Origin of the sequence: Corticibacter populi (genome assembly GCF_004217315.1) — a bacterium.
Taxonomy (GTDB): Bacteria; Pseudomonadota; Gammaproteobacteria; order Burkholderiales; family Burkholderiaceae_C; genus Lampropedia; species Lampropedia populi.
In genome coordinates, this window is record NZ_SGWR01000005.1 from 361,425 (window position 1) to 388,330 (window position 26,906).

General features: G+C 63.3%; 21 protein-coding genes and 4 tRNA genes. 19 read left to right on the plus strand and 6 right to left on the minus strand.

Annotated elements, in window-relative coordinates; all coding sequences use genetic code 11:
* Positions 1-40 precede the first annotated feature (40 nt).
* Together EV687_RS18210 and EV687_RS18215 are read right to left on the minus strand one after the other, a co-directional pair.
* Positions 41-505, minus strand: coding sequence for a DUF3619 family protein (locus EV687_RS18210; RefSeq protein WP_122225784.1), 465 nt, complete (start codon positions 503-505; stop codon positions 41-43).
* Positions 502-1,071, minus strand: a complete 570-nt coding sequence (locus EV687_RS18215) for an RNA polymerase sigma factor (RefSeq protein ID WP_122225785.1) — start codon at positions 1,069-1,071, stop codon at positions 502-504. Before EV687_RS18215 ends, EV687_RS18210 begins: the two co-directional genes overlap by 4 nt.
* Positions 1,072-1,483: 412 nt before the next feature.
* Here EV687_RS18215 and EV687_RS18220 point away from each other — a divergent pair, with 412 nt between their 5' ends.
* From EV687_RS18220 to EV687_RS18245, 6 genes are all read left to right on the plus strand, one after another.
* On the plus strand, positions 1,484-3,265 hold the full coding sequence (locus EV687_RS18220) for an acetolactate synthase 3 catalytic subunit (protein WP_122225786.1): 1,782 nt from the start codon (positions 1,484-1,486) through the stop codon (positions 3,263-3,265).
* Positions 3,266-3,426: 161 nt separating this feature from the next.
* Entirely contained in the window at positions 3,427-3,918 is a 492-nt protein-coding gene (gene ilvN / locus EV687_RS18225) for an acetolactate synthase small subunit (protein WP_122225787.1), read from the plus strand.
* Between the two features lie 91 nt (positions 3,919-4,009).
* A complete protein-coding gene (gene ilvC, locus EV687_RS18230; protein WP_122225788.1) occupies positions 4,010-5,026 on the plus strand; it encodes a ketol-acid reductoisomerase in 1,017 nt (338 codons plus the stop codon).
* Between the two features lie 340 nt (positions 5,027-5,366).
* Positions 5,367-6,125, plus strand: coding sequence for a CDP-diacylglycerol--serine O-phosphatidyltransferase (gene pssA, locus EV687_RS18235; protein ID WP_242612723.1), 759 nt, complete (start codon positions 5,367-5,369; stop codon positions 6,123-6,125).
* Between the two features lie 221 nt (positions 6,126-6,346).
* Entirely contained in the window at positions 6,347-8,029 is a 1,683-nt protein-coding gene (gene leuA / locus EV687_RS18240) for a 2-isopropylmalate synthase (protein WP_122227007.1), read from the plus strand.
* Between the two features lie 202 nt (positions 8,030-8,231).
* The gene (locus EV687_RS18245) at positions 8,232-10,532 is read left to right on the plus strand and encodes an NADP-dependent malic enzyme (RefSeq protein ID WP_122225790.1); all 2,301 of its coding nucleotides are present in this window, start codon (positions 8,232-8,234) and stop codon (positions 10,530-10,532) included.
* A gap of 144 nt (positions 10,533-10,676) precedes the next feature.
* On the opposite strand, the gene EV687_RS18250 is transcribed toward EV687_RS18245, so the two are convergent.
* Both EV687_RS18250 and EV687_RS18255 read right to left on the minus strand, forming a co-directional pair.
* A complete protein-coding gene (locus EV687_RS18250) occupies positions 10,677-11,888 on the minus strand; it encodes a CaiB/BaiF CoA transferase family protein (protein WP_122225791.1) in 1,212 nt (403 codons plus the stop codon).
* 201 nt (positions 11,889-12,089) lie between these two features.
* Positions 12,090-12,533 (minus strand): universal stress protein, encoded by a 444-nt coding sequence (locus EV687_RS18255; protein WP_122227009.1) that lies wholly within the window; start codon positions 12,531-12,533, stop codon positions 12,090-12,092.
* 253 nt (positions 12,534-12,786) lie between these two features.
* Between EV687_RS18255 and EV687_RS18260 the strand changes: the two genes are divergently transcribed.
* The 13 genes from EV687_RS18260 (at position 12,787) to EV687_RS18320 (ending at position 23,663) form a co-directional block, all read left to right on the plus strand.
* Positions 12,787-12,863, plus strand: a tRNA-Pro gene (locus EV687_RS18260).
* Between the two features lie 509 nt (positions 12,864-13,372).
* The gene (gene aceA / locus EV687_RS18265; RefSeq protein WP_122225792.1) at positions 13,373-14,692 is read left to right on the plus strand and encodes an isocitrate lyase; all 1,320 of its coding nucleotides are present in this window, start codon (positions 13,373-13,375) and stop codon (positions 14,690-14,692) included.
* 255 nt (positions 14,693-14,947) lie between these two features.
* A complete protein-coding gene (gene thrS / locus EV687_RS18270; RefSeq protein WP_122225793.1) occupies positions 14,948-16,867 on the plus strand; it encodes a threonine--tRNA ligase in 1,920 nt (639 codons plus the stop codon).
* Between the two features lie 66 nt (positions 16,868-16,933).
* Complete coding sequence (gene infC / locus EV687_RS18275; protein WP_122227011.1) at positions 16,934-17,560, plus strand: translation initiation factor IF-3; 627 nt, start codon at positions 16,934-16,936, stop codon at positions 17,558-17,560.
* A 479-nt stretch (positions 17,561-18,039) separates the two neighbouring features.
* Entirely contained in the window at positions 18,040-18,243 is a 204-nt protein-coding gene (gene rpmI / locus EV687_RS18280) for a 50S ribosomal protein L35 (RefSeq protein WP_122225794.1), read from the plus strand.
* A gap of 20 nt (positions 18,244-18,263) precedes the next feature.
* On the plus strand, positions 18,264-18,623 hold the full coding sequence (rplT, locus tag EV687_RS18285) for a 50S ribosomal protein L20 (protein ID WP_122225795.1): 360 nt from the start codon (positions 18,264-18,266) through the stop codon (positions 18,621-18,623).
* Positions 18,624-18,781: 158 nt separating this feature from the next.
* Positions 18,782-19,840 (plus strand): phenylalanine--tRNA ligase subunit alpha, encoded by a 1,059-nt coding sequence (pheS, locus tag EV687_RS18290; RefSeq protein ID WP_122225796.1) that lies wholly within the window; start codon positions 18,782-18,784, stop codon positions 19,838-19,840.
* Between the two features lie 45 nt (positions 19,841-19,885).
* Entirely contained in the window at positions 19,886-22,345 is a 2,460-nt protein-coding gene (gene pheT / locus EV687_RS18295; RefSeq protein WP_122225797.1) for a phenylalanine--tRNA ligase subunit beta, read from the plus strand.
* Positions 22,346-22,369: 24 nt separating this feature from the next.
* Positions 22,370-22,693, plus strand: coding sequence for an integration host factor subunit alpha (locus EV687_RS18300; RefSeq protein WP_122225798.1), 324 nt, complete (start codon positions 22,370-22,372; stop codon positions 22,691-22,693).
* 170 nt (positions 22,694-22,863) lie between these two features.
* Positions 22,864-23,343 (plus strand): MerR family transcriptional regulator, encoded by a 480-nt coding sequence (locus EV687_RS18305; protein WP_122225799.1) that lies wholly within the window; start codon positions 22,864-22,866, stop codon positions 23,341-23,343.
* 21 nt (positions 23,344-23,364) lie between these two features.
* Positions 23,365-23,441: transfer RNA gene (locus EV687_RS18310), tRNA-Pro, on the plus strand.
* Between the two features lie 19 nt (positions 23,442-23,460).
* A tRNA-Glu gene (locus EV687_RS18315) sits at positions 23,461-23,536 on the plus strand.
* A gap of 50 nt (positions 23,537-23,586) precedes the next feature.
* Positions 23,587-23,663, plus strand: a tRNA-Asp gene (locus tag EV687_RS18320).
* 57 nt (positions 23,664-23,720) lie between these two features.
* Here the strand turns inward: EV687_RS18320 and EV687_RS18325 are convergent.
* Both EV687_RS18325 and EV687_RS18330 read right to left on the minus strand, forming a co-directional pair.
* Positions 23,721-25,256, minus strand: a complete 1,536-nt coding sequence (locus EV687_RS18325) for a DUF3482 domain-containing protein (protein WP_162846492.1) — start codon at positions 25,254-25,256, stop codon at positions 23,721-23,723.
* Positions 25,257-25,390: 134 nt separating this feature from the next.
* Positions 25,391-26,836: a DUF2868 domain-containing protein gene (locus EV687_RS18330; protein ID WP_162846493.1), complete on the minus strand. Its 1,446-nt coding sequence runs from the start codon at positions 26,834-26,836 to the stop codon at positions 25,391-25,393.
* Between the last annotated feature and the right edge of the window lie 70 nt (positions 26,837-26,906).

Genomic DNA, 26,906 nt, shown 5'->3' on the forward strand with positions numbered 1-26,906 from the left:
GCAATAAGGGGGGGCGATTGCGTCGCTGCGGCGGCCCCGCTCAGGGTTGTTGCGTTGCGGCAGCGGGTGCCTTGGCCGCAGGCGCCTGGGCGCGGTTCTTGAGGTATTCGAGGAAGGCCGGGTCGGCAAAGGCCTGCGGCGGCACATCACCGGAGAGCAGCTTGACGTCGACATCCACGATCTCCGCTGCGCCATCGTCGCTGACGGCGCCCTGCATGAAGATGGCGCCCGCACCAGCCGCGGCGATCGGCACCGCCGCCAGCAGGCGTTTCCACCATACCGAGCGGGATGGGGATGATGCAATGGCCTGATCGGCGGGCTGGGTGGCCAGAGCCTTGCGGTGCGCCTCCAGCGCCTGCATGCGTGCTGCGCGCAGGCGCGCGGTGATGTCGTGGCCCAGCGCGGCCTCGCCTTGCCGCAACTGGCTGGCGAGCGCACGACCGAGGCGTTCCGTCTCGATCTCGCTGCGGGCGTCGGTGGTCCAATCGTTGCTGGTGTTTGTCATAAGCTGATTCCCATGCCCGAGAGCATGTTGCCAAGTGCCTGTACGGCCCGGTGGCAGTGGGTTTTGACGCTCCCTTCGGAGCAGCCCATTGCCGCGGCGGTCTCGGCCACGTCCATGTCTTCCCAGTAACGCATGATGAAAGCTTCGCGTTGACGTGCTGGCAGCTTTTTCAGTGCGCTTTCGATGGCTTCGAACACCTGCCGGCGGCCGGTCGCATCCTCGGCGCTTTCCACCAGTTGCGAGCCGTCCGGTCCGGCATAGGTGTCCAGCAGCGAAAAGGCACCGCCTTCGTCGTCATGGCGCTCGAACTCGCTCATGTTGGTGAAGATCGCGTTGCGGGTCTTCTGGCGCCGGAACCAGTCCAGCGTCGAGTTCGTCAGGATGCGGCCAAACAGCATCCGGATTTCCTCGATGGGCTTGTCGGCGTAGTTCTCGGCCAGGCGCATCATGCTCTCTTGCACGATGTCCAGCGCGGCATCTTCGTCCTTGACGTGGAAGTAGGCGCGTTTGAAGGCGCGTTTTTCCACCTCTTCAAGGAATTGGGAGAGTTCTTGCTCGGAAGCCAAGGTGTTTGCGTTGCCAGTGATGATGCCGTTCCCGCATCTGCGGCGGGCGGCTCTGGTTCTGGGAATTTCTGATTCTGGGGATGGCTGCGGACCCCATGCGGCGTTATGGCCACGGTAGGGTGGCGGCAGGGCGGTCCAAGGCCGCCACGGATGCCGCAGCACCCATGCCAAAGCGTCGCATTATCGCCGAGTGGCGCAAAATTTTCGGGCAGCCGCGGGAATTGCCGGTGATTCAGTGCAATAATGCCCCGCACACCGTTTACGACTTTGCAAACGGAGCATGGTTCGACAGGCGCGAAAGCGCCGGCTACCCGTCCATGGCCACGCTCCCAAGTCCTGAGTCGGCTCCACAAGAGCTTGGCAATGGGCACCGCAGGTTTTTCAGTTTTGAAATTCTCAGCAGGTTCATCTCATGGAAATCTCCAAGGCAGAACACCAGTCTGCAGCGTCCGCTGCAGCGCAATCGCGCGCCCCCGCCGAACAGATGGGCGCCGACATCCTCATTCAATGCCTCGCCGCTGAAGGCACCAAGCACATCTGGGGCTATCCCGGTGGCGCGGTGCTGTACATCTACGATGCGCTGTACCGGCAGGAGGCCGTGCAGCACGTGCTGGTGCGCCATGAACAGGCCGCCGTGCACGCGGCCGATGGCTTCGCCCGCGCCACCGGCGAGGTGGGCGTGGCCCTGGTGACCTCCGGGCCGGGCCTGACGAATGCCGTCACCGGCATTGCCACCGCCTACATGGACAGCATTCCGATGGTGATCATCTCCGGCCAGGTGCCCACCGCGGCGATCGGCCAGGATGCCTTCCAGGAGTGCGACACCGTGGGCATCACCCGCCCGATCGTCAAGCACAACTTCCTGGTCAAGAACGCCGAGGACATCGCCATCACCGTCAAGAAGGCTTTTCACATCGCGCGCTCGGGTCGGCCCGGCCCGGTGGTGATCGACATCCCGAAGGATGTGTCCTTCAAGAAGGTGGCATTCGCCGGCTACCCCGACAAGCTGGAGATGCGCTCCTACAATCCGGTGCGCAAGGGCCACAGTGGGCAGATCCGCAAGGCTTTGCAATACCTGCTGGCGGCCAAGCGTCCCTATATCTATGCCGGCGGCGGCGTGATCCTGGCCAATGCCACCGGCGAGCTTCGCGCCCTGGCCGACAAGCTGGGCGTGCCGGTCACCAATACGCTGATGGGGCTGGGGGCCTTCCCGGCCTCCGACCCGAAGTTCCTGGGCATGCTGGGCATGCACGGCACCATCGAGGCCAACAATGCCATGCAGAACTGCGATGTGCTGCTGGCCATTGGTGCGCGCTTCGACGACCGGGTGATCGGCAACCCCAAGCATTTCGCGCAGAACGAGCGCAAGATCATCCACATCGACGTCGATCCGTCGGTGATCTCCAAGCGTGTCAAGGTGCAGGTGCCCATCGTTGGCGACTGCAGGGACGTACTGACCGAACTGCTGGGCATGCTGGACGAGACCGACGAGCGGCCCGATCCGGCTGCGCTCAAGGACTGGTGGAACACCATTGAAGGTTGGCGCGAACGCCGGTGCCTCGATTACGACCGTGGCAACAAGGACGTGATCAAGCCGCAGTACGTGGTCGAGACGCTGTGGAACATGACCCGCGGCGATGACGTTTATGTCACCTCCGACGTTGGTCAGCACCAGATGTGGGCCGCGCAGTACTACCGCTTCGATGAACCACGCCGCTGGATCAATTCCGGGGGGCTGGGCACCATGGGCGTGGGCATTCCCTACGCCATGGGCATCAAGCTGGCCAAGCCGCAGAGCGAGGTCTTCTGCATCACCGGCGAGGGCTCGGTGCAGATGAACATCCAGGAACTGTCGACCTGCCTGCAGTACAACACGCCGATCAAGATCTGCGCGCTCAACAACCGATATCTGGGCATGGTGCGCCAGTGGCAGGAGATCGAATACTCCGGCCGCTACAGCCACAGCTACATGGATGCGTTGCCCAATTTCGTCAAGCTGGCCGAGGCCTACGGCCATGTGGGCCTGCTGATCGAGCGGCCGCAGGATGTCGAAGGGGCGCTGCGCGAGGCGCGCAAGCTCAAGGACCGCACGGTTTTCCTCGACTTCCGCACCGACCCCAGCGAGAACGTGTTTCCGATGGTGCAGGCGGGCAAGGGCATCACCGAGATGCTGCTAGGCGCCGACGACCTGTGAACGCGCCGGCTGCGGCACACTGATTCCCGTTTTCCCTTCCCCCGCGCCAGGGCCGCAACGGCTGCTGCCCTGGGTTTCCATCTTCGCCAGATGAATCAATTGCCAGCCAGACCCGGGCATTACCGTGCCGGGGCGAGGGCGGCGAAAAGAGGAGTCCCTCCATGCGACACATCATTGCAGTGTTGCTCGAGAACGAACCGGGTGCGCTCTCGCGCGTTGTCGGTCTGTTCTCGGCACGCGGCTACAACATCGAATCCCTCACCGTGGCGCCGACGGAAGATCCGTCGCTCTCGCGCATGACCATCCAGACGGTGGGTTCGGACGACACCATCGAGCAGATCACCAAGCACCTCAACCGCCTCATCGAGGTCGTTAAGGTCGTCGACCTCACCGAGGGCGCCTACACCGAACGCGAGCTGTTGATCGTCAAGGTGCGCGCCTCCGGCAAGGAGCGTGAGGAGGTCAAGCGCACCACCGACATCTTCCGCGGCCGCATCATCGACGTCACCGACAAGAGCTACACCATCGAGCTGACCGGTGATCAGGGCAAGATCGACGCCTTCCTGGGCGCGCTCGACCGCAGTGCCATCCTGGAGACGGTGCGCACCGGCCCCAACGGCATCGGCCGCGGCGAGCGCATTCTGCGCGTGTGATGCCTCGGCCGGCCGCCCTTCCATTGCGCCGGGCGGCCGGCCCCTTTTTTCAGCACCCCTTTTTTTTGAACAACCCAAGCAGGAGCAAACCATGAAAGTTTTTTACGACAAGGACTGTGATCTCAGCCTCATCAAGGGCAAGACCGTGGCCATCATCGGCTATGGCAGCCAGGGCCACGCGCACGCTCAGAACCTCAACGACAGCAAGGTCAAGGTGATCGTCGGCCTGCGCAAGGGCGGTGCCTCCTGGCCCAAGGCCGAGGCCGCCGGCCTGAAGGTCATGGAAGTGGCCGCGGCGGTCAAGAAGGCCGACGTGGTCATGATCCTGCTGCCCGACGAGGACATCGCCGCCGTCTACAAGGAGCAGGTCGAGCCCAACATCAAGAAGGGCGCCTCGCTGGTGTTCGCACACGGCTTCAACGTGCACTACAACCAGGTCGTGCCGCGCGCGGACCTGGACGTCTGGATGGTTGCCCCCAAGGCGCCTGGTCACACCGTGCGCAGCACCTACGCCCAGGGCGGCGGTGTGCCGCACCTGATCGCCGTGCACCAGGATCAATCCGGCAAGGCGCGTGATCTGGCGCTGTCCTACGCCATGGCCAATGGCGGCGGCAAGGCCGGCATCATCGAGACCAGCTTCAAGGAAGAGACCGAGACCGATCTGTTCGGCGAGCAAGCCGTGTTGTGCGGCGGCGCCGTCGAGCTCATCAAGATGGGCTTCGAGACGCTGGTGGAGGCCGGTTATGCGCCCGAGATGGCCTACTTCGAGTGCCTGCATGAGCTGAAGCTCATCGTCGACCTGATCTACGAAGGCGGCATCGGCAACATGAACTACTCGATCTCCAACAACGCCGAGTTCGGCGAGTATGTGACCGGCCCCGAAGTCGTCAACGAGACGTCGCGCGCAGCCATGCGCAACGCGCTCAAGCGCATCCAGAACGGTGACTACGCCAAGATGTTCATCCAGGAAGGGCGCCTGAACTATCCGTCCATGACGGCACGCCGCCGCAACACTGCCGAACATCCGATCGAGGTCGTCGGTGGTCAGCTGCGCTCGATGATGCCCTGGATCGCCAAGAACAAGCTGGTCGACAAGAGCCGCAACTGATCGCTGATCGTTGATTGCGGCCACCGCACGGCGTCTGGCTGTGCGACTGGCCATGCGACTGCCGGCTGCGCCGGATTTCCGAAGGGCCCATGCGTGGCCCTTTTTCTTTGCAGGTCCATGCCGGGCCTACCGGCCGGTCCTTTGCTCCCGCCGGCAGGGCGGGCAAGGCCGGCGCACCGATGTGCCGGTGTATATTGCGCCATGCCCCACGCGGGCCGTGACGCACACTCTCCAATCTATGACACCACAAGACCAGCCGCCCACCGACCCTGCCGCAACGCCATCCGCCACCGAGGCGGAGCCCGTCACCCAGCGGCCACCGCCGCGCAAGGGCATCTACATGCTGCCCAACATGGTGACGCTGGCTGCGCTATTCTGCGGCTTCTATGCCATCGTCATGGCGATGAACAAGCGCTTTGATCTGGCGACCACCGCGATCTTCGCCGCGATGATCCTCGACGGGCTCGATGGCCGCGTGGCACGCCTGACTCGCACGCAAAGCGCCTTTGGCGAGCAAATGGATTCGCTCTCGGACATGGTCTCCTTCGGCGCTGCGCCGGCGCTGGTCGCCTACGAATGGGCTCTGCAGGGCCTGGGGCGCTGGGGCTGGATCGCCGCCTTCGTCTACTGTGCCTGCGCGGCCTTGCGCTTGGCGCGCTTCAACGTCAATACTTCGGTGGTGGACAAGCGCTGGTTCCAGGGCCTGCCTTCGCCGTCGGCGGCTGCGCTGGTGGCCGGTTTCATCTGGCTGATGACGGACGAGGGACGCGGCTACGACGCCTATGTTTCCACCAGTGTCGAGGCCTGGCTGATGTTCGCCATCACGCTGTATGCGGGCATCACCATGGTCACCAACCTGCCGTTCTACAGCTTCAAAGACCTGCAGGCGCGCCGCTCGGTGCCCTTTGTCAGCGTGGTGCTGGTGGTGCTGCTGATCGCGGTCATCAACATCGACCCGCCGCTGGTGCTGTTCGGCATGTTCGTGCTGTATGCGCTCAGTGGGTTCATCGTCTATGTGCGCCGCCGTGCGCGTGGCCAGCCCACCAGCGTCATCAGCATCTCCACCGACGAGCCTGAAGAGCAGGGCCTGCATAAATAAAGTTTGGCCGCAGCGCAGAAATTGCGCTACACTTATCCGATGCAAAAGCTTTCCCTAGTGCTACTAGCCAACGTCCAACGGGCGGGTTTGGTAGTGCGCGCATAGTTTTTGTAGACCCTACTTTCCCAACGGCCCGTATGCTTGTCAGCGACGGGCCGTTTTGCTTTTCCCCTTTTTCCGCTGGCAGCATCAACCTTCATTGAACAGGAACCCCGACCATGATGTTGAAGAACCCCGCCACCAAGTACCGTCCGTTTGCCCCGGTGCACCTCAAGGATCGCACCTGGCCGGACGCGGTGATCACCAAGCCGCCGGTGTGGTGCAGCGTGGACCTGCGCGACGGCAATCAGGCGCTGATCGAGCCGATGGACATGGAGCGCAAGCTGCGCATGTTCAAGACGCTGGTGGAGATCGGCTTCAAGGAGATCGAGATCGGCTTTCCATCGGCCTCGCAGATCGAATTCGATTTCACGCGCCGGCTCATCGAGGAAGACCTGATTCCCGAGGATGTGACGGTGCAGGTGCTGACGCAGGCTCGCGAGCACCTGGTGCGCCGCACCTTCGAATCCCTCAAGGGCGTGCGCCGCGCCATCGTGCACCTCTACAACGCCACCGCACCGGTGATGCGCGAGGTGGTGCTGGGCATGAGCGAGGACGAGATCGTCGCGCTTGCGCGCAGCAATGCGCAGCTCTTCAAGGACATTGCCGCGCAGTACCCGGAGACCGACTGGGTGTTCGAGTATTCGCCCGAGATGTATTCGGATACCGAGCTGGCCTTCAGCAAGCGCGTCGTCGATGCCGTCACCGAGGTATGGCAGCCCACGCCGGAGAAGAAGTGCATCATCAACCTGCCGACCACGGTCGAGCATTCGACACCGAACATCTTTGCCGACATGGTCGAGTGGACCGGCCGCAACCTGCTGCGTCGCGATGCCATCGTGCTGTCGGTGCATCCGCACAATGACCGCGGCACCGGCACCGCCACCGCCGAGCTGGCGCTGATGGCCGGTGCCGATCGACTCGAGGGCTGCCTGTTCGGCAACGGCGAACGCACCGGCAACCTCGACATCGTCAATGTCGCGCTGAACATGTACATCCAGGGCGTCGATCCCGAGCTGGATTTCTCCCACATCGACGAAATCAAGCGCACCGTCGAGCACTGCAACCAGCTGCCTGTGCACCCGCGTCACCCGTATGTGGGCGAGCTGGTGTTCACTTCGTTCTCGGGTTCGCACCAGGATGCCATCAAGAAGGCTTTCAACGCCCGCAAGGAAGGCGACATCTGGGACATGCCCTATCTGCCGATCGACCCGAAGGACCTGGGCCGCAGCTACGAAGCGGTGATCCGTGTCAACAGCCAGTCCGGCAAGGGCGGCATCTCCTATCTGCTCGAGAGCGAGTACAAGGTGGTGTTGCCACGCAAGCTGCAGATCGAATTCAGCCAGGTGGTGCAAAAGACCATGGACAGCGAAGGCACCGAACTGACCGCCAAGGACATCTGGACGATCTTCCAGCAGGAGTTCCGTCTCGAGGAGACAGCACCCAGCTACCAGCTCGGTGGCGATGGCGCGCAGACCAGCATCGAGGCCACCATTCGCAAGAGTGGCGCTGCTGCCAAGGTCACGGGCCATGGCGAAGGACCGATCGATGCCTTCGTGCATGCATTGAGCCAGGCCACCGGCAGGGACGTGCGCGTGCTCGATTACGCCGAGCACGCGGTGGGGGCTGGCGCCAATGCGCAGGCCATGGCCTATGTGGAGGTCAGTGTCGACGACATCCATGCCTGGGGCGTCGGCAGCAATCCGAACATCGTCACGGCCTCGATCAAGGCGATCCTCTCTGGACTTGAGCGCGCGGGTGTCGATCTGCGCGCGCTGCAGGGCGAGGCCGCCACGGCCAGCTGATGGTGGCCTGATGCCGGCCGGGCCGCAAGCGGGGCCGGTGCAGCGCATGCACTTGGCCGGGCGGCGCCCTTCTGCTATCGTTCGCAGCCTGCGCAAACCGGCGTCCGACAGACATCTGGAGACCTGCGGGCGCCGCCATGGCATGCTTTGGTGCTGCGCCTTGACAGCGCATGCCGTTCCCTTTCCTTGAGAACCCATTTCTATGCATTCGAACAAGAAGCCGCTATCCGATGCCGAACAGGCGCTGCGCGCCGCCGCGCTGGACTACCACCGCTCGCCAAGCCGGGGCAAGATCGCCGTCACGCCCACCAAGCCCCTCTCCAACCAGCGCGACCTCTCGCTGGCCTATTCGCCGGGTGTTGCCTATCCGTGCCTGGACATCCAGGCTGATCCGGCGCTTGCCGCCGAGTACACCTCGCGCGGCAACCTGGTCGGCGTGATCACCAATGGCACGGCAGTGCTGGGCCTGGGCGACATCGGCCCGCTGGCGGGCAAGCCGGTGATGGAAGGCAAGGGCTGCCTCTTCAAGAAGTTCGCCGGCGTGGATGTGTTCGACATCGAACTGGCCGAGCGTGATCCGGACAAGCTCGTCGAGATCATCGCTGCGCTGGAGCCGACGCTCGGCGGCATCAACCTCGAGGACATCAAGGCGCCCGAGTGTTTTTACATTGAGCAGGAACTCTCCAAGCGCATGAACATTCCGGTGTTCCATGACGACCAGCATGGCACCGCCATCATTTCCTCGGCTGCGTTGCTCAATGGCCTGGAGCTGGTGGGCAAAAAGATCGGTGATGTGAAGGTGGCGGTCTCGGGCGCCGGTGCGGCGGCGATTGCCTGCATCAACGTCATGATTGGCCTGGGGGTCAAGCTCGAAAACGTGTTCGTGGCCGACTCCAAGGGCGTCATCCATGCAGGACGCAGCAACCTGGACCCGTCCAAGGCGCGCTTTGCGCAGCAGACCGAGGCGCGCACGCTGGCCGACATCGTCGCCGGCGCCGATGTGTTCCTGGGCTGTTCGGCGCCCGGTGTGCTGACGGCCGAGATGCTGGGTACCATGGCCGACAAGCCGATCGTGCTGGCCTTGGCCAATCCCGAACCGGAAATCCGCCCTGAACTCGCCAAGGCCGTGCGCCCGGACGTGATCATCGCTACCGGCCGCTCGGATTACCCGAACCAGGTCAATAACGTCCTGTGCTTCCCTTACATCTTCCGCGGCGCGCTTGACTGTGGTGCTACCAAGATCACCGAGGCGATGAAGCTCGCCTGCGTCCATGAAATCGCCGCGCTGGCCAAGGCCGAAGCGAGCGACGAGGTGGCCGCTGCCTATTCCGGCCAAGAGCTCTCCTTCGGCCCGGATTACCTGATTCCCACGCCTTTCGATGTGCGCCTGATCCTGCGCATCGCGCCGGCCGTGGCCAAAGCGGCTGCCGAGTCGGGCGTGGCCACGCGGCCGATCGAGGACATCGACGCCTACCGCGACAGCCTGCAGCGCTTCGTCTACCAGACCGGCATGTTCATGAAGCCGGTGTTCCATGCCGCCAAGGCCAACCTGCGCCGCGTTGCCTATGCCGAGGGCGAGGACGAGCGCGTGCTGCGCGCCGCTCAGGTGGTGGTGGACGAACGCCTGGCCAAGCCGATCCTGGTGGGCCGCCCTGCCGTGATTGCCGATCGCATCAAGCGCGCCGGCCTGCGCATCGAACTGGGCAAGGACGTCGAGAACGTCAATCCAGAGGACGATCCGCGTTTCCGCCAATATTGGGAAGCCTATTACAAGATCATGGGCCGCAATGGCGTCACGCCAGAGGCTGCCAAGACGGCGGTGCGCCGCTCCAACACCATCATCGCCGCATTGATGATCCATCTGGGCGATGCCGATGCCATGCTGTGCGGCATGGTCGGCCGCTTCGACAACCACCTGCGCCGCATCAAGGACATTCTCGGCGTGCGCGATGGTTCCGAAGGCCTCGCCACCATCAATGCATTGCTGCTGGAGAACCGTACGATGTTCGTGGCCGACACCTACATTCATGAGGATCCGGATCCCGAAGGGCTGGTCTCCATCGCCCACATGGCAGTGCGCGAAGTGCAGCGCTTTGGCGTGCCACCAAAGGTGGCCTTCCTCTCGCATTCGAACTTCGGCTCATCCTCGCGCCCCAGTGCACTGAAGATGCGCCGCGCCACTGAACTCTTCAAGCAGCGCTATCCCGACATCGAATGCGATGGCGAGATGCACGGCGATGCCGCATTGTCCGAGGCGGTGCGTCATCGCACGCTGCCTGATTCGACGCTGAGCTCCGATGCCAACATCCTGATCTGCCCGAATCTGGATTCGGCCAACATCCTCTTCAATGTGCTCAAGGAAGTCAGCGGCCATGGCACGACCATCGGTCCCGTCCTGATGGGGGCGGCCGCACCGGCCCACGTGCTGACGCCTTCGGCCACCGTGCGCCGCATCGTCAACATGACGGCACTGGCGGCGGCCAACGTCGGCGCGGTTTCCTGAAAGCGCGCAGCCGCCCTTGGCGGGTGGCACATGACCTGAGACCCTGGCCCCGCATGGCAATGCCATGCGGGGCCATTCTGCTGTGGGATTCGGTAGGCGGGGGAGGATTCGCCAGTCGGGCCTGACTGTTGCGCCCCGAATGCGTCAGCCCACCGCGCCCTGTGCGTGCAAATCGGCGATCTGTGCCTCGTTCAGACCGAGTGATCGCAGGATCGCCTGGCTGTGCTCGCCCAGGCGCGGCGGGTTGCGGTAGCTGCGCAGGCGTTCGCCGTCCATGCGGATCGGCAGCAGCGCCGCATGCACGATCTGGCCGGCCCGGTCACCATCGCTCAGTTCAATCGGCTCCAGTCCGCCGGTGGCCTGCAGGTGCGGATCATCGAACAACTGCTCGGGGCGCATGATCCGCGCGTGCGGCAGGCCGTGGGATTCGAAGCGCCTGGCCACCTCCTCGACGGGCCGGTCGGCCAGCCGCTCGCGCAACAGCGGCAGCAGCCAGGGGCGGGCCTGCACGCGTGCATTGTTGCTGTGCAAATCGGCATGGGCCTTGAAATCGGGCCAGTCGAAGGCGTCGCACATGGCCAGCCAGTGGGCGTCGCTGACGGCGCAGAGGAAGATCTGCTGCCCGTCGCGCACGGTGAAAATGTCGTAGATGCCCCAAGGAGAGATGCGCTCTGGCATCGGCGCGGCGGCCTGCCCGGTGACTTCGTACTGCAGCATGTGCTGGCCCACCAGCAGCACATTGTTCTCGAACAGTGCGGCATCCACCTCCTGGCCATGCCCGGTGTTGCCGCGCTGCATCAGCGCCGCCATGGCGCCAATCGCGCCGAACATGCCGCCCATGATGTCGTTGACGCTGCTGCCCGCACGCAGTGGATCGCCCGGGCGGCCCGTCATGTAGGCCAGTCCGCCCATCATCTGCACCACCTCGTCCAGCGCGGTGCGGCTCTCATACGGACCAGGCAGGAAACCACTCAGGTTGACATACACCAGCCGCGGATTGAGGCGGCGCAGATTCGGGTAGTCCAAGCCCAACCGCGCCAGCACGCCTGGCTTGAAGTTCTGCAGCACCACATCGGCTGTGGCGCAAAGCTTCAACGCCACCTCCAGTCCCTGCGGGCTCTTCAGGTCGATGGCGATGCTTTGCTTGTTGCGGTTGAACATCGGAAAGAAGCCGGCGCCAGCCCCGAGCAGATGGCGTGTGCCGTCGCCGCCGGGTGGCTCCACCTTGATGACCTCGGCGCCCAGGTCGGCCAGGATCATGCCGCAGGCCGGGCCCATGACCATGTGGGAGAACTCTACGACGCGCAGGCCTTGCAAGGGGCGCCGGGAGTCCGGGCTGTGACTGGTTGTCGGCATGGGGAAGCGATGTGTGGCCGGCACCGGCACGCGCATGGGGTGCGAACAGGCCGTGTACGTTGGTAAAGACAACAAAGCCGTACGGCCAGTCACGGCGATACGGCTTGCAGGGGGTGGCTATGCCAGGGGAGGGCAACCCTTCATGCCTTCGGGCGGGCCGAAGTGCGCAGGGGCCTGTGGCCCTGGCAATGCTGCGCGTTCTTAGCGCAGCACCAGGACCGGTACCTTGGCATTGGTCAGCACGTGCTGGGTCTCGCTGCCAAGCAGCAGGCGAGCGATGCCTTTGCGGCCATGCGAGGCCATGATGATCAGATCGACATTCTTTTCGGCTGCCGTCTTGAGGATGGCTTCAGAGATGTTGTCGTTGTTGACGATGATGGCCTGCACGGCAACGCCCTGCTGACGGCCAGCCTCCTCGATGGAAGCCACATACTTTTGCGACTCGGCGCGCCACTTCGCTTCGATCTCCTTGGCCTGGTCGCTGTTGATGGGCATGCTGCCTTCCAGGTACGTGACCGGATAGCTGGGCGTCACGGTAATGGCAACCAGATCCGCGCCAGTGAGCTTGGCCAGCTCCAGCGCATGATTGGCAGCCTTCTCGGACAGCTCGGAACCATCGGTCGAAACGAGGATGTGCTTGTAGATCGACATAGGGAATCTTCTCCTTCAGAGGGTTGGAATGGGTCTCGGATTTCGAGCTGCCATCAGCCTATCTTATTCGTATTTGCAAAGCCTTGACCTTTGTCAGCGCCGTATATTCTATGGCTTGCCCGGCGGAACATGCGTCGCGGGGGACAGGTCGCATGGTGCCGTTGCCGGCCCTCGGTGAAATATTTCCGGCCAATCCGTTTCTCGGGCACGGTGGGGTTCGAATTCCATCATATAATGATCGGCTTGTCGGAGCGTAGCGCAGCCTGGTAGCGCATCTGCTTTGGGAGCAGAGGGTCGCGAGTTCGAATCCCGCCGCTCCGACCATTTTTGCGAGGGCTTACGGTGTCATGCCGTAAGCCCTTTTATTTTGTCTTCGCATCTCCTGCTGGCGTGGGATGTTGGTGCTGTGGCGTCCCAATGGCCGAGTTGGGGTTGATGCAATGGTTGCTGGTGTCTTGCATCGGGTTCTTGTGGTGCCTCCTTGGGTGAGCTACGTCATGCGGTGTGGGGACTGTGCGGCGGAGTGTCTCCGAAGGGGTATCGAAGTCCAGCAACTTGAACGATGTGCATGGCGCTGCAAGGATACCGGATGCCGCACTCGTTGAATTCACAATGCGGAATCATTGTTTGTGCTTTGGAATAAAGCATTGCTGCGCAGCAGCAATGCTTTTTGTCTTGAGAATCAATTTTCCGAATTGCAAAATGTTGTGCTCAAGCCATTGAATTTTAATGATTAAAAATATGTCTTATATAAGACATAAGATGCTTTTGTGGGTGGTGTGGCGATTACAGTAAGCCCATCGCAACGTCATTCTCAACACAGGAGTATCCCGATGACAAAGTCGCTCAGCCGTGAACAACAAATCGCCGCCCTGGAAAAGGACTGGGCGGAAAATCCACGCTGGAAGGGCATCAAGCGTGCCTATTCCGCCGCCGACGTGGTGCGTCTGCGCGGCAGCCAGCAGATCGAGCATACGCTGGCCCAGCAGGGCGCGGAGAAGCTCTGGTCCCGCATCAACGGCACGGCCAAGAAGGGTTATGTGAATGCATTCGGCGCCATTACGGCTGGTCAGGCCATGCAACAGGCCAAGGCCGGGCTGGAGGCGGTGTATCTGTCGGGCTGGCAGGTTGCGGCCGATGGCAACACCTCCGAGACCATGTACCCCGACCAGTCGCTCTACGCCTATGATTCGGTACCGACCATGGTGCGCCGCATCAATAACACCTTCAAGCGTGCCGACGAGATTCAGTGGGCCAAGGGCGTTAACCCTGGTGACCCGGAGTTCGTTGATTACTTCCTGCCGATCGTCGCCGATGCGGAAGCCGGTTTCGGCGGTGTGCTCAATGCCTTCGAGCTGATGAAGAACATGATCGTCGCGGGCGCTGCCGGCGTGCACTTCGAGGACCAGCTCGCGGCCGTGAAGAAATGCGGCCACATGGGCGGCAAGGTGTTGGTGCCAACCCAGGAGGCCATCGAAAAGCTGGTGGCGGCACGTTTTGCCGCCGATGTGCTGGGCGTGCCCACCATCGTGCTGGCCCGCACTGACGCCGAGGCCGCCAACCTGATCACCAGCGACCATGACGCCAATGACAAGCCGTTCCTGACCGGCGAGCGCACGCAGGAAGGCTTTTATCGCGTCAAGAATGGCCTGGAGCAGGCCATCAGCCGCGGTGTTGCCTACGCGCCTTATGCCGATCTGGTCTGGTGTGAGACCGGTACGCCCGACCTGGGCTTCGCCCGCGAGTTCGCGCAGGCCGTGCACGCGGCCAACCCAGGCAAGCTGCTGTCGTATAACTGCTCGCCGTCCTTCAACTGGAAGAAGAACCTCGACGACAAGACCATCGCCGCCTTCCAGGACGAGCTCTCGGCGCTCGGCTACAAGTACCAGTTCATCACGCTGGCGGGCATCCATGTCAACTGGTACAACACTTTCCGGTTCGCCCATGCCTACGCTGGCGGGCAGGGCATGAAGCACTACGTCGAGATGGTGCAGGAGCCTGAATTCGCCGCCCGTGAGCAAGGTTACACCTTCGTGTCGCACCAGCAGGAAGTGGGGGCGGGCTACTTCGACGATGTGACCACCGTGATCCAGGGCGGCTCTTCCAGCGTCAAGGCGCTGACAGGTTCCACCGAGGAAGAGCAGTTCCATTGATGGCGCGACGTGGCCGCAGCTCGGGCGGAGTCCGCCAGCTGTCCAGCACGGAAAAGGCCCGCAGCGATGCGGGCCTTTTTGTGGGAAAATACATCGTTTAAGGTCAGTGACTAGAGGGCGGGGGGCAATGACCATGGCAGGATGATCTGCAGTGGACTTGCCTGGCACCATCCCGCGGAGGTTGCGCCAAGTGCTTGCCTGTTCTTTGACAACCCGTCAGCGCGGCACCGGCCGCGTTTTTCTTTTGGCATTCTCATGATTCATATTACCCTTCCAGACGGTTCGCAGCGCGAGTTCGACCACGCCATTTCGGTCTCCGAGGTGGCGGCAGCCATTGGTCCTGGCCTGGCCAAGAATACCGTGGCAGGCAAGGTCGATGGCCGTCTGGTGGATGCCTGCGATGTGATCGACCATGATGCACGCCTGCAGATCATCACCCCCAAGGACCCGGAAGGGCTGGAGATCATCCGCCACTCCTGCGCCCACTTGGTCGGGCATGCCGTCAAGCAGCTTTTCCCGAACGCCGAGATGGTGATCGGGCCGGTGATTGATGAGGGCTTCTATTACGACATCTCCTACGAACGTCCGTTCACCATGGAGGATCTGGCTGCCATCGAGGCGCGCATGAAGGAGCTGATCGCCAAGGACTACGACGTCATCAAGCGCGTGCTGCCGCGCGAGGAAGTCATCCGCATCTTCAAGGCGCGGGGCGAGAACTACAAGCTGCGCCTCATCGAGGACATGCCCGATGAAACGCAGATGGGCATGTACTTCCACGAGGAGTACGTTGACATGTGCCGGGGCCCGCACGTGCCCAATACGCGTTTCCTGAAGGCTTTCAAGCTGACCAAGCTGGCGGGCGCCTACTGGCGCGGCGATTCGCGCAACGAACAGCTGCAGCGCATCTATGGCACGGCCTGGGCCGACAAGAAACAGCTCGATGCCTACATCCAGCGCATCGAGGAGGCCGAGAAGCGTGACCACCGGCGCCTGGGCAAGGAGCTCGATCTGTTCCACCAGGACGAGCATTCGCCTGGCACCGTGTTCTGGCATCCCAAGGGCTGGATCATCTGGCAGCAGGTCGAGCAGTACATGCGCAATGTCTACCGCGAAAACGGCTACCAGGAAGTCAAGGGGCCGCAGATCCTCGACAAGGGCCTGTGGGAGAAGACCGGTCACTGGGACAAGTACCGCGAGAACATGTTCGTCACCGAGAGCGAAAAGCGCGACTATGCGCTCAAGCCGATGAACTGCCCGGGCCACCTGCTGATCTTCAATCAGGGCATCAAGAGCTACCGCGATCTGCCGCTGCGCTACGGCGAGTTCGGCCAGTGTCACCGCAACGAGCCTTCGGGCGGTCTGCATGGCATCATGCGCGTGCGTGCCTTCACGCAGGATGATGGCCACATCTTCTGCACGGAAGAGCAACTGCAGCAGGAGGTGCATCACTTCACCGAGGTGCTGCAGCGGGTCTACAAGGACTTCGGCTTCACCGACATCATCTACAAGGTCGCCACGCGTCCGGAAAAGCGCATTGGTTCGGAGGAGAGCTGGGACAAGGCCGAGGCCGCGCTGATCGAAAGTCTCAAAGCCTCGGGCTGCGAGTACCGCATCGCCGAGGGGGATGGCGCCTTCTACGGCCCCAAGCTCGAATACACGCTGCGCGATGCGCTCGGCCGCGAATGGCAGTGCGGCACCATCCAGGTCGACCCGTCGATGCCCGAGCGCCTGGACGCCGAGTATGTCGGCGAGGATGGTGCACGCCACCGCCCGCTGATGCTGCATCGCGCCATCGTCGGCAGTTTGGAGCGCTTCATCGGCATCCTTATCGAGCATTACGCCGGTGCCCTGCCGGTGTGGCTCTCGCCGCAGCAGGTCAGTGTGCTCAACATCACCGATGCGCAGGCCGACTACTGTCGTGAAATTGTTGCAAAACTCCAAAAAGCCTTGCCTTATCAGCCGATCCGCGCCGGCATCGATCTGCGCAACGAGAAGATCACTTATAAAATACGCGAGCATGCATTGCAGAAAGTGCCGTTCATTCTCGTCGTTGGCGACAAGGAGAAGGAAGCCGGCACGGTGGCGGTACGCGGGCGTGGCAACCAGGATCTGGGAGTCATGAAGCTCGATGATTTCATCGCGTTGCTGCGCGAGCGCATCGAGTCGAGGCAATAAGGCATGACAGCGGCCATGGATCCGGACGAGGATGGTCGGCCGCTTCGTTGAAACCAACCATTGAAGGTGAGAACCATCGCTACGGAATATCGTGATCGTCGTCAGCGGGAAGAGCGCAAGCACCGCTTGAATCGAGAAATCAATGCCCAGGAACTGCGGGTGACGGGGCCGGACAATGAGCCCATCGGCATCTTGAGTCTCACCGAAGCCTTGCGCATGGCCGGCGATCTGGATGTGGATCTGGTCGAGATCGCGCCCATGGCGTCTCCGCCCGTCGCGCGGCTGATCGATTACGGCAAGTTCAAGTACCAGGAGCAAAAGCGCGCTGCCGAGGCCAAGGCCAAGCAAACCGTGATCGACATCAAGGAAGTCAAGTTCCGTCCCGGTACCGACGATGGCGACTACAACATCAAGCTGCGCAACATCCGCCGATTTCTCGAGGATGGTGACAAGGTCAAGGTGACGCTGCGTTTCCGTGGTCGTGAGATCACCCATCAGAACCTGGGTCTGGATCTGCTCAATCGCCTGCGCGACGAACTGGCCGACAGCATCGTGGTCGAGCAGTTCCCCAAGCTTGAAGGTCGGCAGATGATCATGATGATCGCACCGCAGCGCAAGAAGGCCACAGGCGGCCAGGCCAAGCCCAAGCCGTCCGAGCAGGACGATGCCATCACCGAGAACGGAGCCGGCTGAGGATAAGCTGGTGAGCTTGGTCGGGTTTCTGATCACTGGGTGATTCGATACAACTTCCCTCCCGTCAGTACTGATCTTGGCGCAGGTTGTCTGTTTGCGGCTCTACGGGGCTGCTGGACAGGCGCAGGGATGGGACGGCAGCTTTCGGGCTGCCGTTTTCTCTGGCGGCTCCATCGACCGTGGATAAGTCAGATGCCGGCGGGAAGTGGGGCAATGCTGTCGGTGTGGCATCGGTGCATCGCTACGGTAGATCTTCGCTGGGGTTCTTGCTGGACCTTGGTGCATTGTCGGCACATTGTGTATAATCGAAGGCTTCGCTTGATTTGTGAGGCTAAGGTTCGCCTTTTTCGCCTTTGTTTCGGAGGGTGGCCTTGTCAGTGGCAGATCGGCGAAGTTCATAAAAAGTGTGGTGGGGCCAACAAAAGGGCGCATTGGCTTGCGCACGCCTTCATCGCACAACGTCAAGCAGGAATTGATCCATGCCTAAAATGAAGAGCAAGAGCAGCGCGAAGAAGCGTTTTCGCGTGCGTCCAGGTGGGACCGTCAAGCGCGGTCAGGCTTTCAAGCGCCACATCCTGACCAAGAAGAGCACCAAGAACAAGCGCCATCTGCGCGGCGCCGTGAATGTGCATGAAACCAACCTCGGCCACATGGCGCAAATGCTGCCATTCGCTGGTCTGTAATCGGATAAGGAGTAACGCACATGCCTCGCGTCAAACGTGGTGTCACGGCACATGCCCGTCATAAAAAAATCCTGAAGCTGGCCAAGGGCTTCCGCGGTCGCCGCGGCAACGTCTTCCGCGTTGCCAAGCAAGCGGTGATGAAGGCTGGTCAATACGCCTATCGTGACCGCCGCACCAAGAAGCGCGTGTTCCGCCAACTGTGGATTGCGCGTATAAACGCCGCCTCGCGTGAACTGGGCCTGACCTACAGCCAGTTCACCAATGGCCTGAAGAAGGCCCAGATCGAGATCGATCGCAAGGTGCTGGCCGATCTGGCCATCCATGACAAAGCCGCTTTTGGCAGCCTGGTCGAGCAGGCGAAGGCCAAACTGGCAGCTTAAAACCATGTGGTTTGCGCATTGGCTGCGCAAACCCTCCCCGCACAGGGCTGGGCTTCGCGAATCTGCTCACAGGTTCCCAAAGCGCCAGCCTTTTTTCTTGGCGGAGCGCATGTGTGCGCGATGCACCCGCCGGGCACCGTGACGAACAGGACAGACACATGAGCACCGAGTTGGAGATGCTGGTCGAGCAGGCCCGCAGCCAGTTTTCGCAAAGCACCACGCCGGCCGCGCTGGAAGATGCCAAGGCCCGCTTCCTGGGCAAGAGCGGCCGCATCACCGAGCTGATGAAGGGCATGGCGCAGCTGAGCGTCGAGGAGAAGAAGAGCCGCGGAGCCGCCATCAACCAGGCCAAGCAGGCCATCGAACGGGCCCTGCAGGAGCGTCGCCAGGCCCTCTCCGATGCCGAACTGGCTGCCCAGCTCAAGGCCGAGGCGCTGGATGTGACGCTGCCCGGCCGCCGGCGCCTGCCTGGCGGGCTGCATCCGGTCTCGCGCACCATGGAGCGCATCGAGCAGATCTTCGGCTCGATGGGTTTCGATGTGGCCGATGGCCCGGAAATCGAGTCCGACTGGCACAGCTTCACTTCGCTCAACAACCCGCCCAACCACCCGGCCCGCTCGATGCAGGATACCTTTTACGTGGATCTGCAAGATGAATCCGGCCTGCACTACAACCTGCGTCCGCACACCAGTCCGATGCAGGTGCGCTATGCACGCCAGCATGTCCGGAAATACCAGGCCGTCGTCGATGCCGGCGGTGCGCTGCCCGAGGTGCGCGTGATCGCGCCGGGCCGCACCTACCGGGTCGACAGCGATGCCACGCACTCGCCGATGTTCCACCAGTGCGAGGGGCTGTGGCTGGGCGAGAACGTCAGCTTCAAGGATCTGAAGTACGTGTTCACGAACTTCTGCAAGGCATTCTTCGAGCAGGAGGATCTGGTGCTGCGCTTTCGCCCGAGCTTCTTCCCGTTCACCGAGCCGAGCGCCGAGATCGACATCCAGTTCGCCAGCGGGCCGCTGGCTGGACGCTGGCTGGAGGTGGCTGGCTCCGGTCAAGTGCATCCGACGGTGGTTGCCAACATGGGACTGGACCCTGAGAAGTACATCGGCTTTGCCTTCGGCATGGGACCCGACCGCCTGACCATGCTGCGTTACGGTGTCAATGACTTGCGCCTGTTCTTCGATGGCGACATCCGTTTCCTGAGCCAGTTCCAGTAATTTCGCCCGTGGCCCGAGCACCACGCGCGTGTCGAGAGAGTCCCTATGCAATTTCCTGAATCCTGGTTGCGTGAATTTTGCAACCCGCCCCTGTCCACCCAGGAACTGGCCGATACCCTGACCATGGGCGGCTTCGAGGTGGAGGAGGTCGCCCCGGTGGCACCGCCTTTCACCGGTATCGTCGTTGGTGAAATCAAGGAGGCCGTCCAGCATCCCGATGCCGATCGCCTGCGCGTCTGCAAGGTCGATGTTGGCAGCGCCGGCCCCGAGGGCGAACTGCTGCAGATCGTCTGCGGCGCGCCCAATGCCCGCGTGGGCATCAAGGTGCCCTGCGCGATGGTGGGGGCGGAATTGCCGCCGGGCGAGGATGGCAAGCCATTTCGCATCAAGGTCGGCAAGCTGCGTGGCGTCGCCAGCCATGGCATGCTGTGCTCGGCGCGTGAACTCCAGCTCGCCGACGAGCATGCCGGCTTGCTGGAGCTGCCGGCCGACGCGCCGGTGGGGCAGGACATCCGCAGCTATCTGCGGCTTGACGACCAGGTGTTCACGCTCAAGCTCACGCCCAACCTGGCGCATGGCCTGAGCATATACGGCGTGGCACGCGAGCTTGCTGCATTGACGGGCACGCCGCTGCAGACTCCGGCGATTGTGCCGGTGGCCGCGAGTGGCGAGGCGCGTGTGGCGGTGGATGTGCAGGCCAGCGATCTGTGCGGGCGCTTCTCGGGCCGCGTGGTGCAGGGTGTCGACACCCGGGTGCCGACACCGAAGTGGATGGTCGACAAGCTGGCGCGCTGCGGCCAGCGCAGCGTCTCGCCGTTGGTGGACATTTCCAATTTCGTGATGTTCGAATATGGCCAGCCCAGCCATATCTTCGATCTGGACAAGATTCACGGCGGCCTGCAGGTGCGCTGGGGACGGCCCGGTGAGCAGCTCAAGCTGCTCAATGGCAACACCATTGGCGTGGACGAGCAGGTGGGCGTGATCGCCGACGAGCAGGCTGTCGAATCGCTTGCCGGCATCATGGGAGGCGATGCCACGGCCGTCTCGGACGAGACGCGCAACATCTACATCGAGGCGGCATTCTGGTGGCCGGCGGCCATTCAGGGGCGCTCGCGCCGTTTCAATTTCTCCACCGATGCCGGACACCGTTTCGAGCGCGGCGTCGATCCCAGCCACACGGTGGACATCATCGAGCGCATCACCCAATTGGTGCTGCAGGTGTGCGGCACGCCGCAGACGCGTGTTGGCGCCATCGACGATCAGGTACTGAGCCTGCCCCGGCCGCAACCGGTGGCGCTGCGCGTGGCCCGCGCCGCCAAGGTCATCGGCATGCCCGTCAGCGCCGCGCAGTGCGAGGACGCGCTGCGCCGCCTTGATCTGCCCTATGCGCAGGAGACGGCGGCAGACGGCGGCCCGGTGCTGGTGGTGATGCCGCCGCCGCATCGCTTCGACATCCAGATCGAGGCCGATCTGATCGAGGAAGTGGCGCGCATCATCGGTTTCAACGCGCTGCCCGATACGCCACCGCTGGCGCCGGTGATGGCGCGCATTCGGCCCGAGGCCTCGCGCAGCAAGTTCGCCGTGCGCCATCTGCTGGCCGAGTTGGGTTACCAGGAGACCATCAACTTCAGCTTCGTCGAGGCGGCCTGGGAAGCGGAACTGGCCGGCAATGCCGAGCCGATCCGCCTGCTCAACCCGATCGCCGCACCGATGAGCGTGATGCGCTCGAGCCTGATCGGTTCGCTGCTGGGGGCCCTCAAGTACAACCTGGACCGCAGGGCCAGCCGCGTGCGCCTCTTCGAGATCGGCCGCGTCTTCCTGCGTGACGCCAGCGTGCCAACGGGGGAGGCCACCGTCAAGGGGGTTCGCCAGCCCATGCGCGTGGCCGGCATCGCCTATGGCGATGTGGCCGGACGCCAGTGGGGCCAGGCCGAGCGCCGCAGCGATTTCTTCGACGCCAAGGGTGATGTGCAGGCCCTGCTGGCACCGCTGGATCTTCGTTTCGAGGCGGCCGAACACCCCGCGCTGCATCCAGGCCGCAGCGCCCGTGTGCTGCTCGGTGATGCGGTCATTGGTGTCGTCGGGGAGCTGCATCCCAAGTGGCGCCAGCAATGGGAGTTGCCGCAGGCACCGGTGCTGTTCGAGCTGGAGCTCGATGCGGTGCTGGAGCTGCCCGTGCCATGGGCCCGGCCGGTGGCACGGCAACAACTGGTCGAGCGCGACCTGGCCATCGTGGTATCCGAGTCGGTTTCCTTTGCCCAGGTGCGCGCCGCCATCGATACCAGCCGCCAGGCCCGGCACATTGCCGATGTGCTGCTGTTCGATATCTATCGCCCGCAGGCCGGACAGGCCAACGCCAGCGTGGCAGCCGGTGAGAAGAGTCTGGCCATTCGCCTGACGCTGGGTGATGGCGAGACCGTGCTGACCGATGCCGATATCGATGCTACTCTTGAGGCCGTGGTACAAAACTTGCAGGAACGGCTGGCAGCACGCCTGCGTGCCTGATATTGGCGGTAAAGGACCGGATCCATGAACGACTTCCCGATCGACATCGACAGCCTGGAGACCACCTCGCTGACCAAGGCGCAGCTGGCCGATCTGCTGTATGAGCGCATCGGCCTGTCCAAGCGCGAGTCCAAGGACATCGTCGATGCCTTCTTTGAGCTGATCGTGCGCCGCCTGATCGACGGCGAGAGCGTGCGCATTTCCGGATTTGGCAACTTCCAGGTGCGCACCAAGGGCGCGCGTCCCGGGCGCAACCCGCGCACCGGCGAGGTGATTCCGATCGAGGCGCGCAAGGTCGTCACCTTCCACGCCAGCAACAAGCTCAAGGAGCAGGTCCAGCAGTCCTGACATGCGCCCGGGATGCCCTTCTGCACCCTGGGGCGCATGCGAGGCTGTTCTTGGGCGGCGTGTCTGTCGCAAAAGCGCACCATCGACTGCCGTGGGCATGCTGGCGGTGCTGTGTTGCCGGGCCTCGGGTTATGATTGGCGCTTGAAAGAACGCCCGAGCAGGTCAGTACATGAACGCGCCATTGCCATCGATTCCTGCCAAACGCTATTTCACCATTGGTGAAGTGGCCGAACTGTGTGACGTCAAGCCGCATGTGCTGCGTTACTGGGAGCAGGAATTCACCCAGTTGCGGCCGATGAAGCGGCGCGGCAATCGCCGCTACTACCAGCACCACGAGGTGCTGATGATTCGCCGCATCCGCGAGTTGCTGTACGGCCAGGGCTTCACCATCAGCGGAGCGCGTTCGCGCCTGCAGAACTGGAGTGCCGACGAGTCCTCGCACGGCGAGGCAGCGCCCACAGTCAATGGGTACCATGCGGCGGCGCACAGTGCACATCCAGACCATTCCCTCAAGGCTGGCGAGAATGGCCAGCAGGGCCTTGATTTCGATGCCACGTCCGATCCGCAGCACCAGGCTTCATGGGGCGTGTCCCGCCTTCGCGCAGAACTTTTGGAAATTCGTTCCATTTTGTCTGAAGAAGGAAATTAACCCGCTATAATCTCGGATTCTCGGCGTGTAGCGCAGCCAGGTAGCGCACTTGCATGGGGTGCAAGGGGTCGCGAGTTCGAATCCCGCCACGCCGACCATTTGTTTTTGAAGTCCTTCGACCCTATCGTCTAGAGGCCTAGGACACCACCCTTTCACGGTGGTTACCGGGGTTCGAATCCCCGTAGGGTCGCCAAGTTTGCAGCACTTGGCCGGTTGATCAAAACCGGCACAGCCTGCCTGCCAGGAGTGGTAGTTCAGTTGGTTAGAATACCGGCCTGTCACGCCGGGGGTCGCGGGTTCGAGTCCCGTCCACTCCGCCAGTCATTCAAGGGGTTGGTGCATGTTGCACCAACCCCTTTTCTTTTTTGCTGCATTTGTCACGGCCGCTGGCCGGTGCCGTCGGCTGCGGTTTGCCCCGGCAGTTGCAGGCTGGGATAGAGCCGACCGAGCGTGTCCAATGCGGTGGCGGTCACCGCATTTTCCAGGCGCACCCGCAGGGCGGGATCTTCCGGGGCTGCCGCCTCCGCCAGGGCCTGTTCGCGCAGGCCTCGCCACAACGCGTGCAGCGTCTCCTGCCGGCTTGCCAATGCCTGGCCAAGCGCGGCATTCCAGTGGGCCGGCGCCTCGTTGGCTGTATAGCTGCCGCGGCCGCGGCCGAAATGGGCAATTGCCAGGTACTTCAGCAGGCTCGCGCGCAGTAGTTCGTCGAGCAGGTTGTCCGAGAGATGCACCTGGTGGGCGGATTGCGCACGCCATTTGTTGAGCCCCAGCGCAGCGCCGGCAAAAGCGGCGGCTCCGGCCAGCGCGCCGATCAGGGCGCCGGTGCCCATGCTCAATCCGCCGGTGGCGAGGTCCGCGCCAAACCCGCTGGCAGCGCCGGTCGTCAGAGCGCCCAGCAGCCCCATCTGGCGGGCGTCGAGCGGCTGCTGCACGGTGAAGTATTGGTTGAGTTGCTGCTGGATCTGTGCGGCGGCGTGGCCGTCGAGCCGGTGCAGTTGCAGCAGCGTCTGCATGGCGGCCTCATCGGCCTTTTGCAGCCGGCGCAGCAATGCCTGCATGGCTTGCCGGGCCGGGTCGTTTTCCGCCGCTGCCTCCGCGCCGGCTTTGCTGGTCATCGCGTTCTGCAGGTGCTTCCAGCTCAAGGCGCTGACCGGTTCGCTGATCGGCTGCGTCCAACCGGTAGCCTCGGCCAGCAGCGTGGCAAGGCAGGCCATGCTGGCGGCAAAGCGTTGCTGGTTGCGCGTCTCCCAGGCCTGCACGATGCGCGCATAGGCGGCCTGCTTGTCGGGAGCGATGGCGGCCTGAACGGCATGGAACAGCGATTGCTCGTGCACCCAGCTGCGCGTGAAGGCATCGAGTGCCAGCACTCCTCGCACCATCGGCTGGTAGGGCCGGACGGCCGCGTGCCAGCGCTCGACATCGGCCTGCTGCGCGGTCCCGGGCTGCGGCTGGCCGAGTTGGTTGAGCAGCACGAAAACGGGTTTGCCAAGCCATTGCAGGATGTGCATTTCGGCATCCAGATAGCCGGCATCGGCCGGGTCTTCGGCGGCGTTGACGAGATAGAGCACCACATCGGCGTTGTCGCGGGCGGCGCGCATGGCCCGCTGGCTCATCCAGAAAGGTTTGTCACGCCAGCGGTCCCAGACGTTGCTGAGGAACCAGCCCAGCGGGTTCGACTGCTGACGCAGGCGCTGGTAAAGCCGCACCGAGTCGCCGAAACCGGGCGTGTCCCAGAGCGTCAGGATGTCGCCGGCCGACGTCTCGAGCAGCACATGGGCATCGGCGGAGTCGGTGACGTGGGCGGCATCGCGGATGTCGCCCACGTCCTGCATCAGCAGCGTGCGCGCCAGCGAGGTCTTGCCGATGTTGGTGTGCGAGATCAGGCACCACTGAATCCGTGTCTGAGCAGGCACGGACACTTCGGTGGTGGTTGGCGCCGCTGTGGGGCCGGGAGGGGCCGGGAGGGGAGGGGAAGAAGTCATGAGGCCGGATGGATGGAGTGGGCCGTAATTTGAAGCTTATGGCTGAAGCGGGTGCGTTGGTGAGTTCAGCCGCCGATGAAGCGGACGTTCGGTACACCATGGGCCTCGGCAAAGCCCTGCCAGAGGTGCTTGCGTTCTTCGAGGCGCTGGTGCTGGCCGTCGCCGAGCCGTTCGGCCAGTTCATGGGCGTACAGCCATACGGCGCATTCGCTGCCCTGGGCCTGGGGCGACTGGCTCAATTGTTCGATGGCACGGCCCTGGATTTCCCGCTCGGGTGTTGCGGCCAGATTGAACAGCAAGACCCGCAGGCTGGGGGCACTGTCGTCGACGGCGGTGAATGCGGATTTGCCGCCATCGCCATCGCCATACTGCAGCGTGGGCGCGACGACAACATGGGCGGCACTGCCGAACTGTGCCTGGATGAAGTTGCGCAGCTGCTGTTGGCGGGCTGCATTGATGGCCATGTCGAAGGGCTGCACCGAGATGGAGAGCGCATCGCTGGCGAAGTCGCGTGCCAGCTTCTGGAAGTACTGGGTCTGCAGCGGCAGGCTCAGATGACGGGCCTGGTGGTGGGCGCGCCACTCCTGGTATAGGCCCATCAGCAGGCGCGGCAGCACCACGCAAACGGCCAGCAGAATGCTGTAGGCCGTGATCCACTGCAGCCCGCCCTGCCGGTTGCCCGAAGGCCATGCTTGCAGGGCCTGAACCTGTTCGAGCGTCCAGGGTGGTTGCTGCAGCAGTGTGCGTGCGGGCCAGGTCAGCGCGTTGAGAAGGCCTTGCAGGTGCGTGGGCTGCAGCAGCGTGCTTTCCCAGCCGATGCGGTACTCGGTCAGCAGGCCGGTGGTCCAGAGCGAGGCCGTCACGCCCAGTGCCAGCGCGGCCGCGCTCCAGTGCAGGCTGCGGCGCCAGTAGCGGCGGTGCAGGGCCTGGGCATATGGCGCCCAGTCGGCGCGGAAGGCGCGTGCCAGCGTACCGAGCTGGCGGTCCTGCGCAAGCGGAAGCCAGCGCCGGGACCAAAGGCTTCGCCACAGGGCAACCGGGGCATCCGTGGCGCTCGCGGCGCCTGCTGCCGCGGCGGGCTGGAGGCGGCGCAGGCCGCCCAGCAGCATGAAGGCATAGGCCAGCAGGTTCCAGCCGATGATCGCCAGCAGAGGCGCGGCCAGCAGGTCGACGCGGTGGGGTTCGCCAATGCGGTCGCCGAGAAAGCCCGTCAGAAACGCCAGCAGTGGCAGCGCAGCGTACAGCCAGTGCACCTGCCGGTTGGGCTGACGCAATGCCGCCAGCTGCGGCTGCATTGCGAGCGCGGCGCGCACGATGCGTTCGGCGCGCCGCTGCAGCAGCAGCGAAAGCCGTCTGGAAGGGGCAAGGCGCTGCTGGTCGCGCAGTTCGTACAAGGCCTGCTCGGTGGCAGCCTGGGCCTGCTCCTGGTCCAGCAGCGCCGGCTGGCCCTGCGCCGGTTCGGTTTCGATGGCCTTGGCCAGCAGGATGTCGCGCAGTTGTTGTTCGTTCATGGTCTCTCGGCCGCCTGCGACAGGCTGCACCAGGGTGCGCAGCGCACCTTGACGCGGGGCAGCTGACATG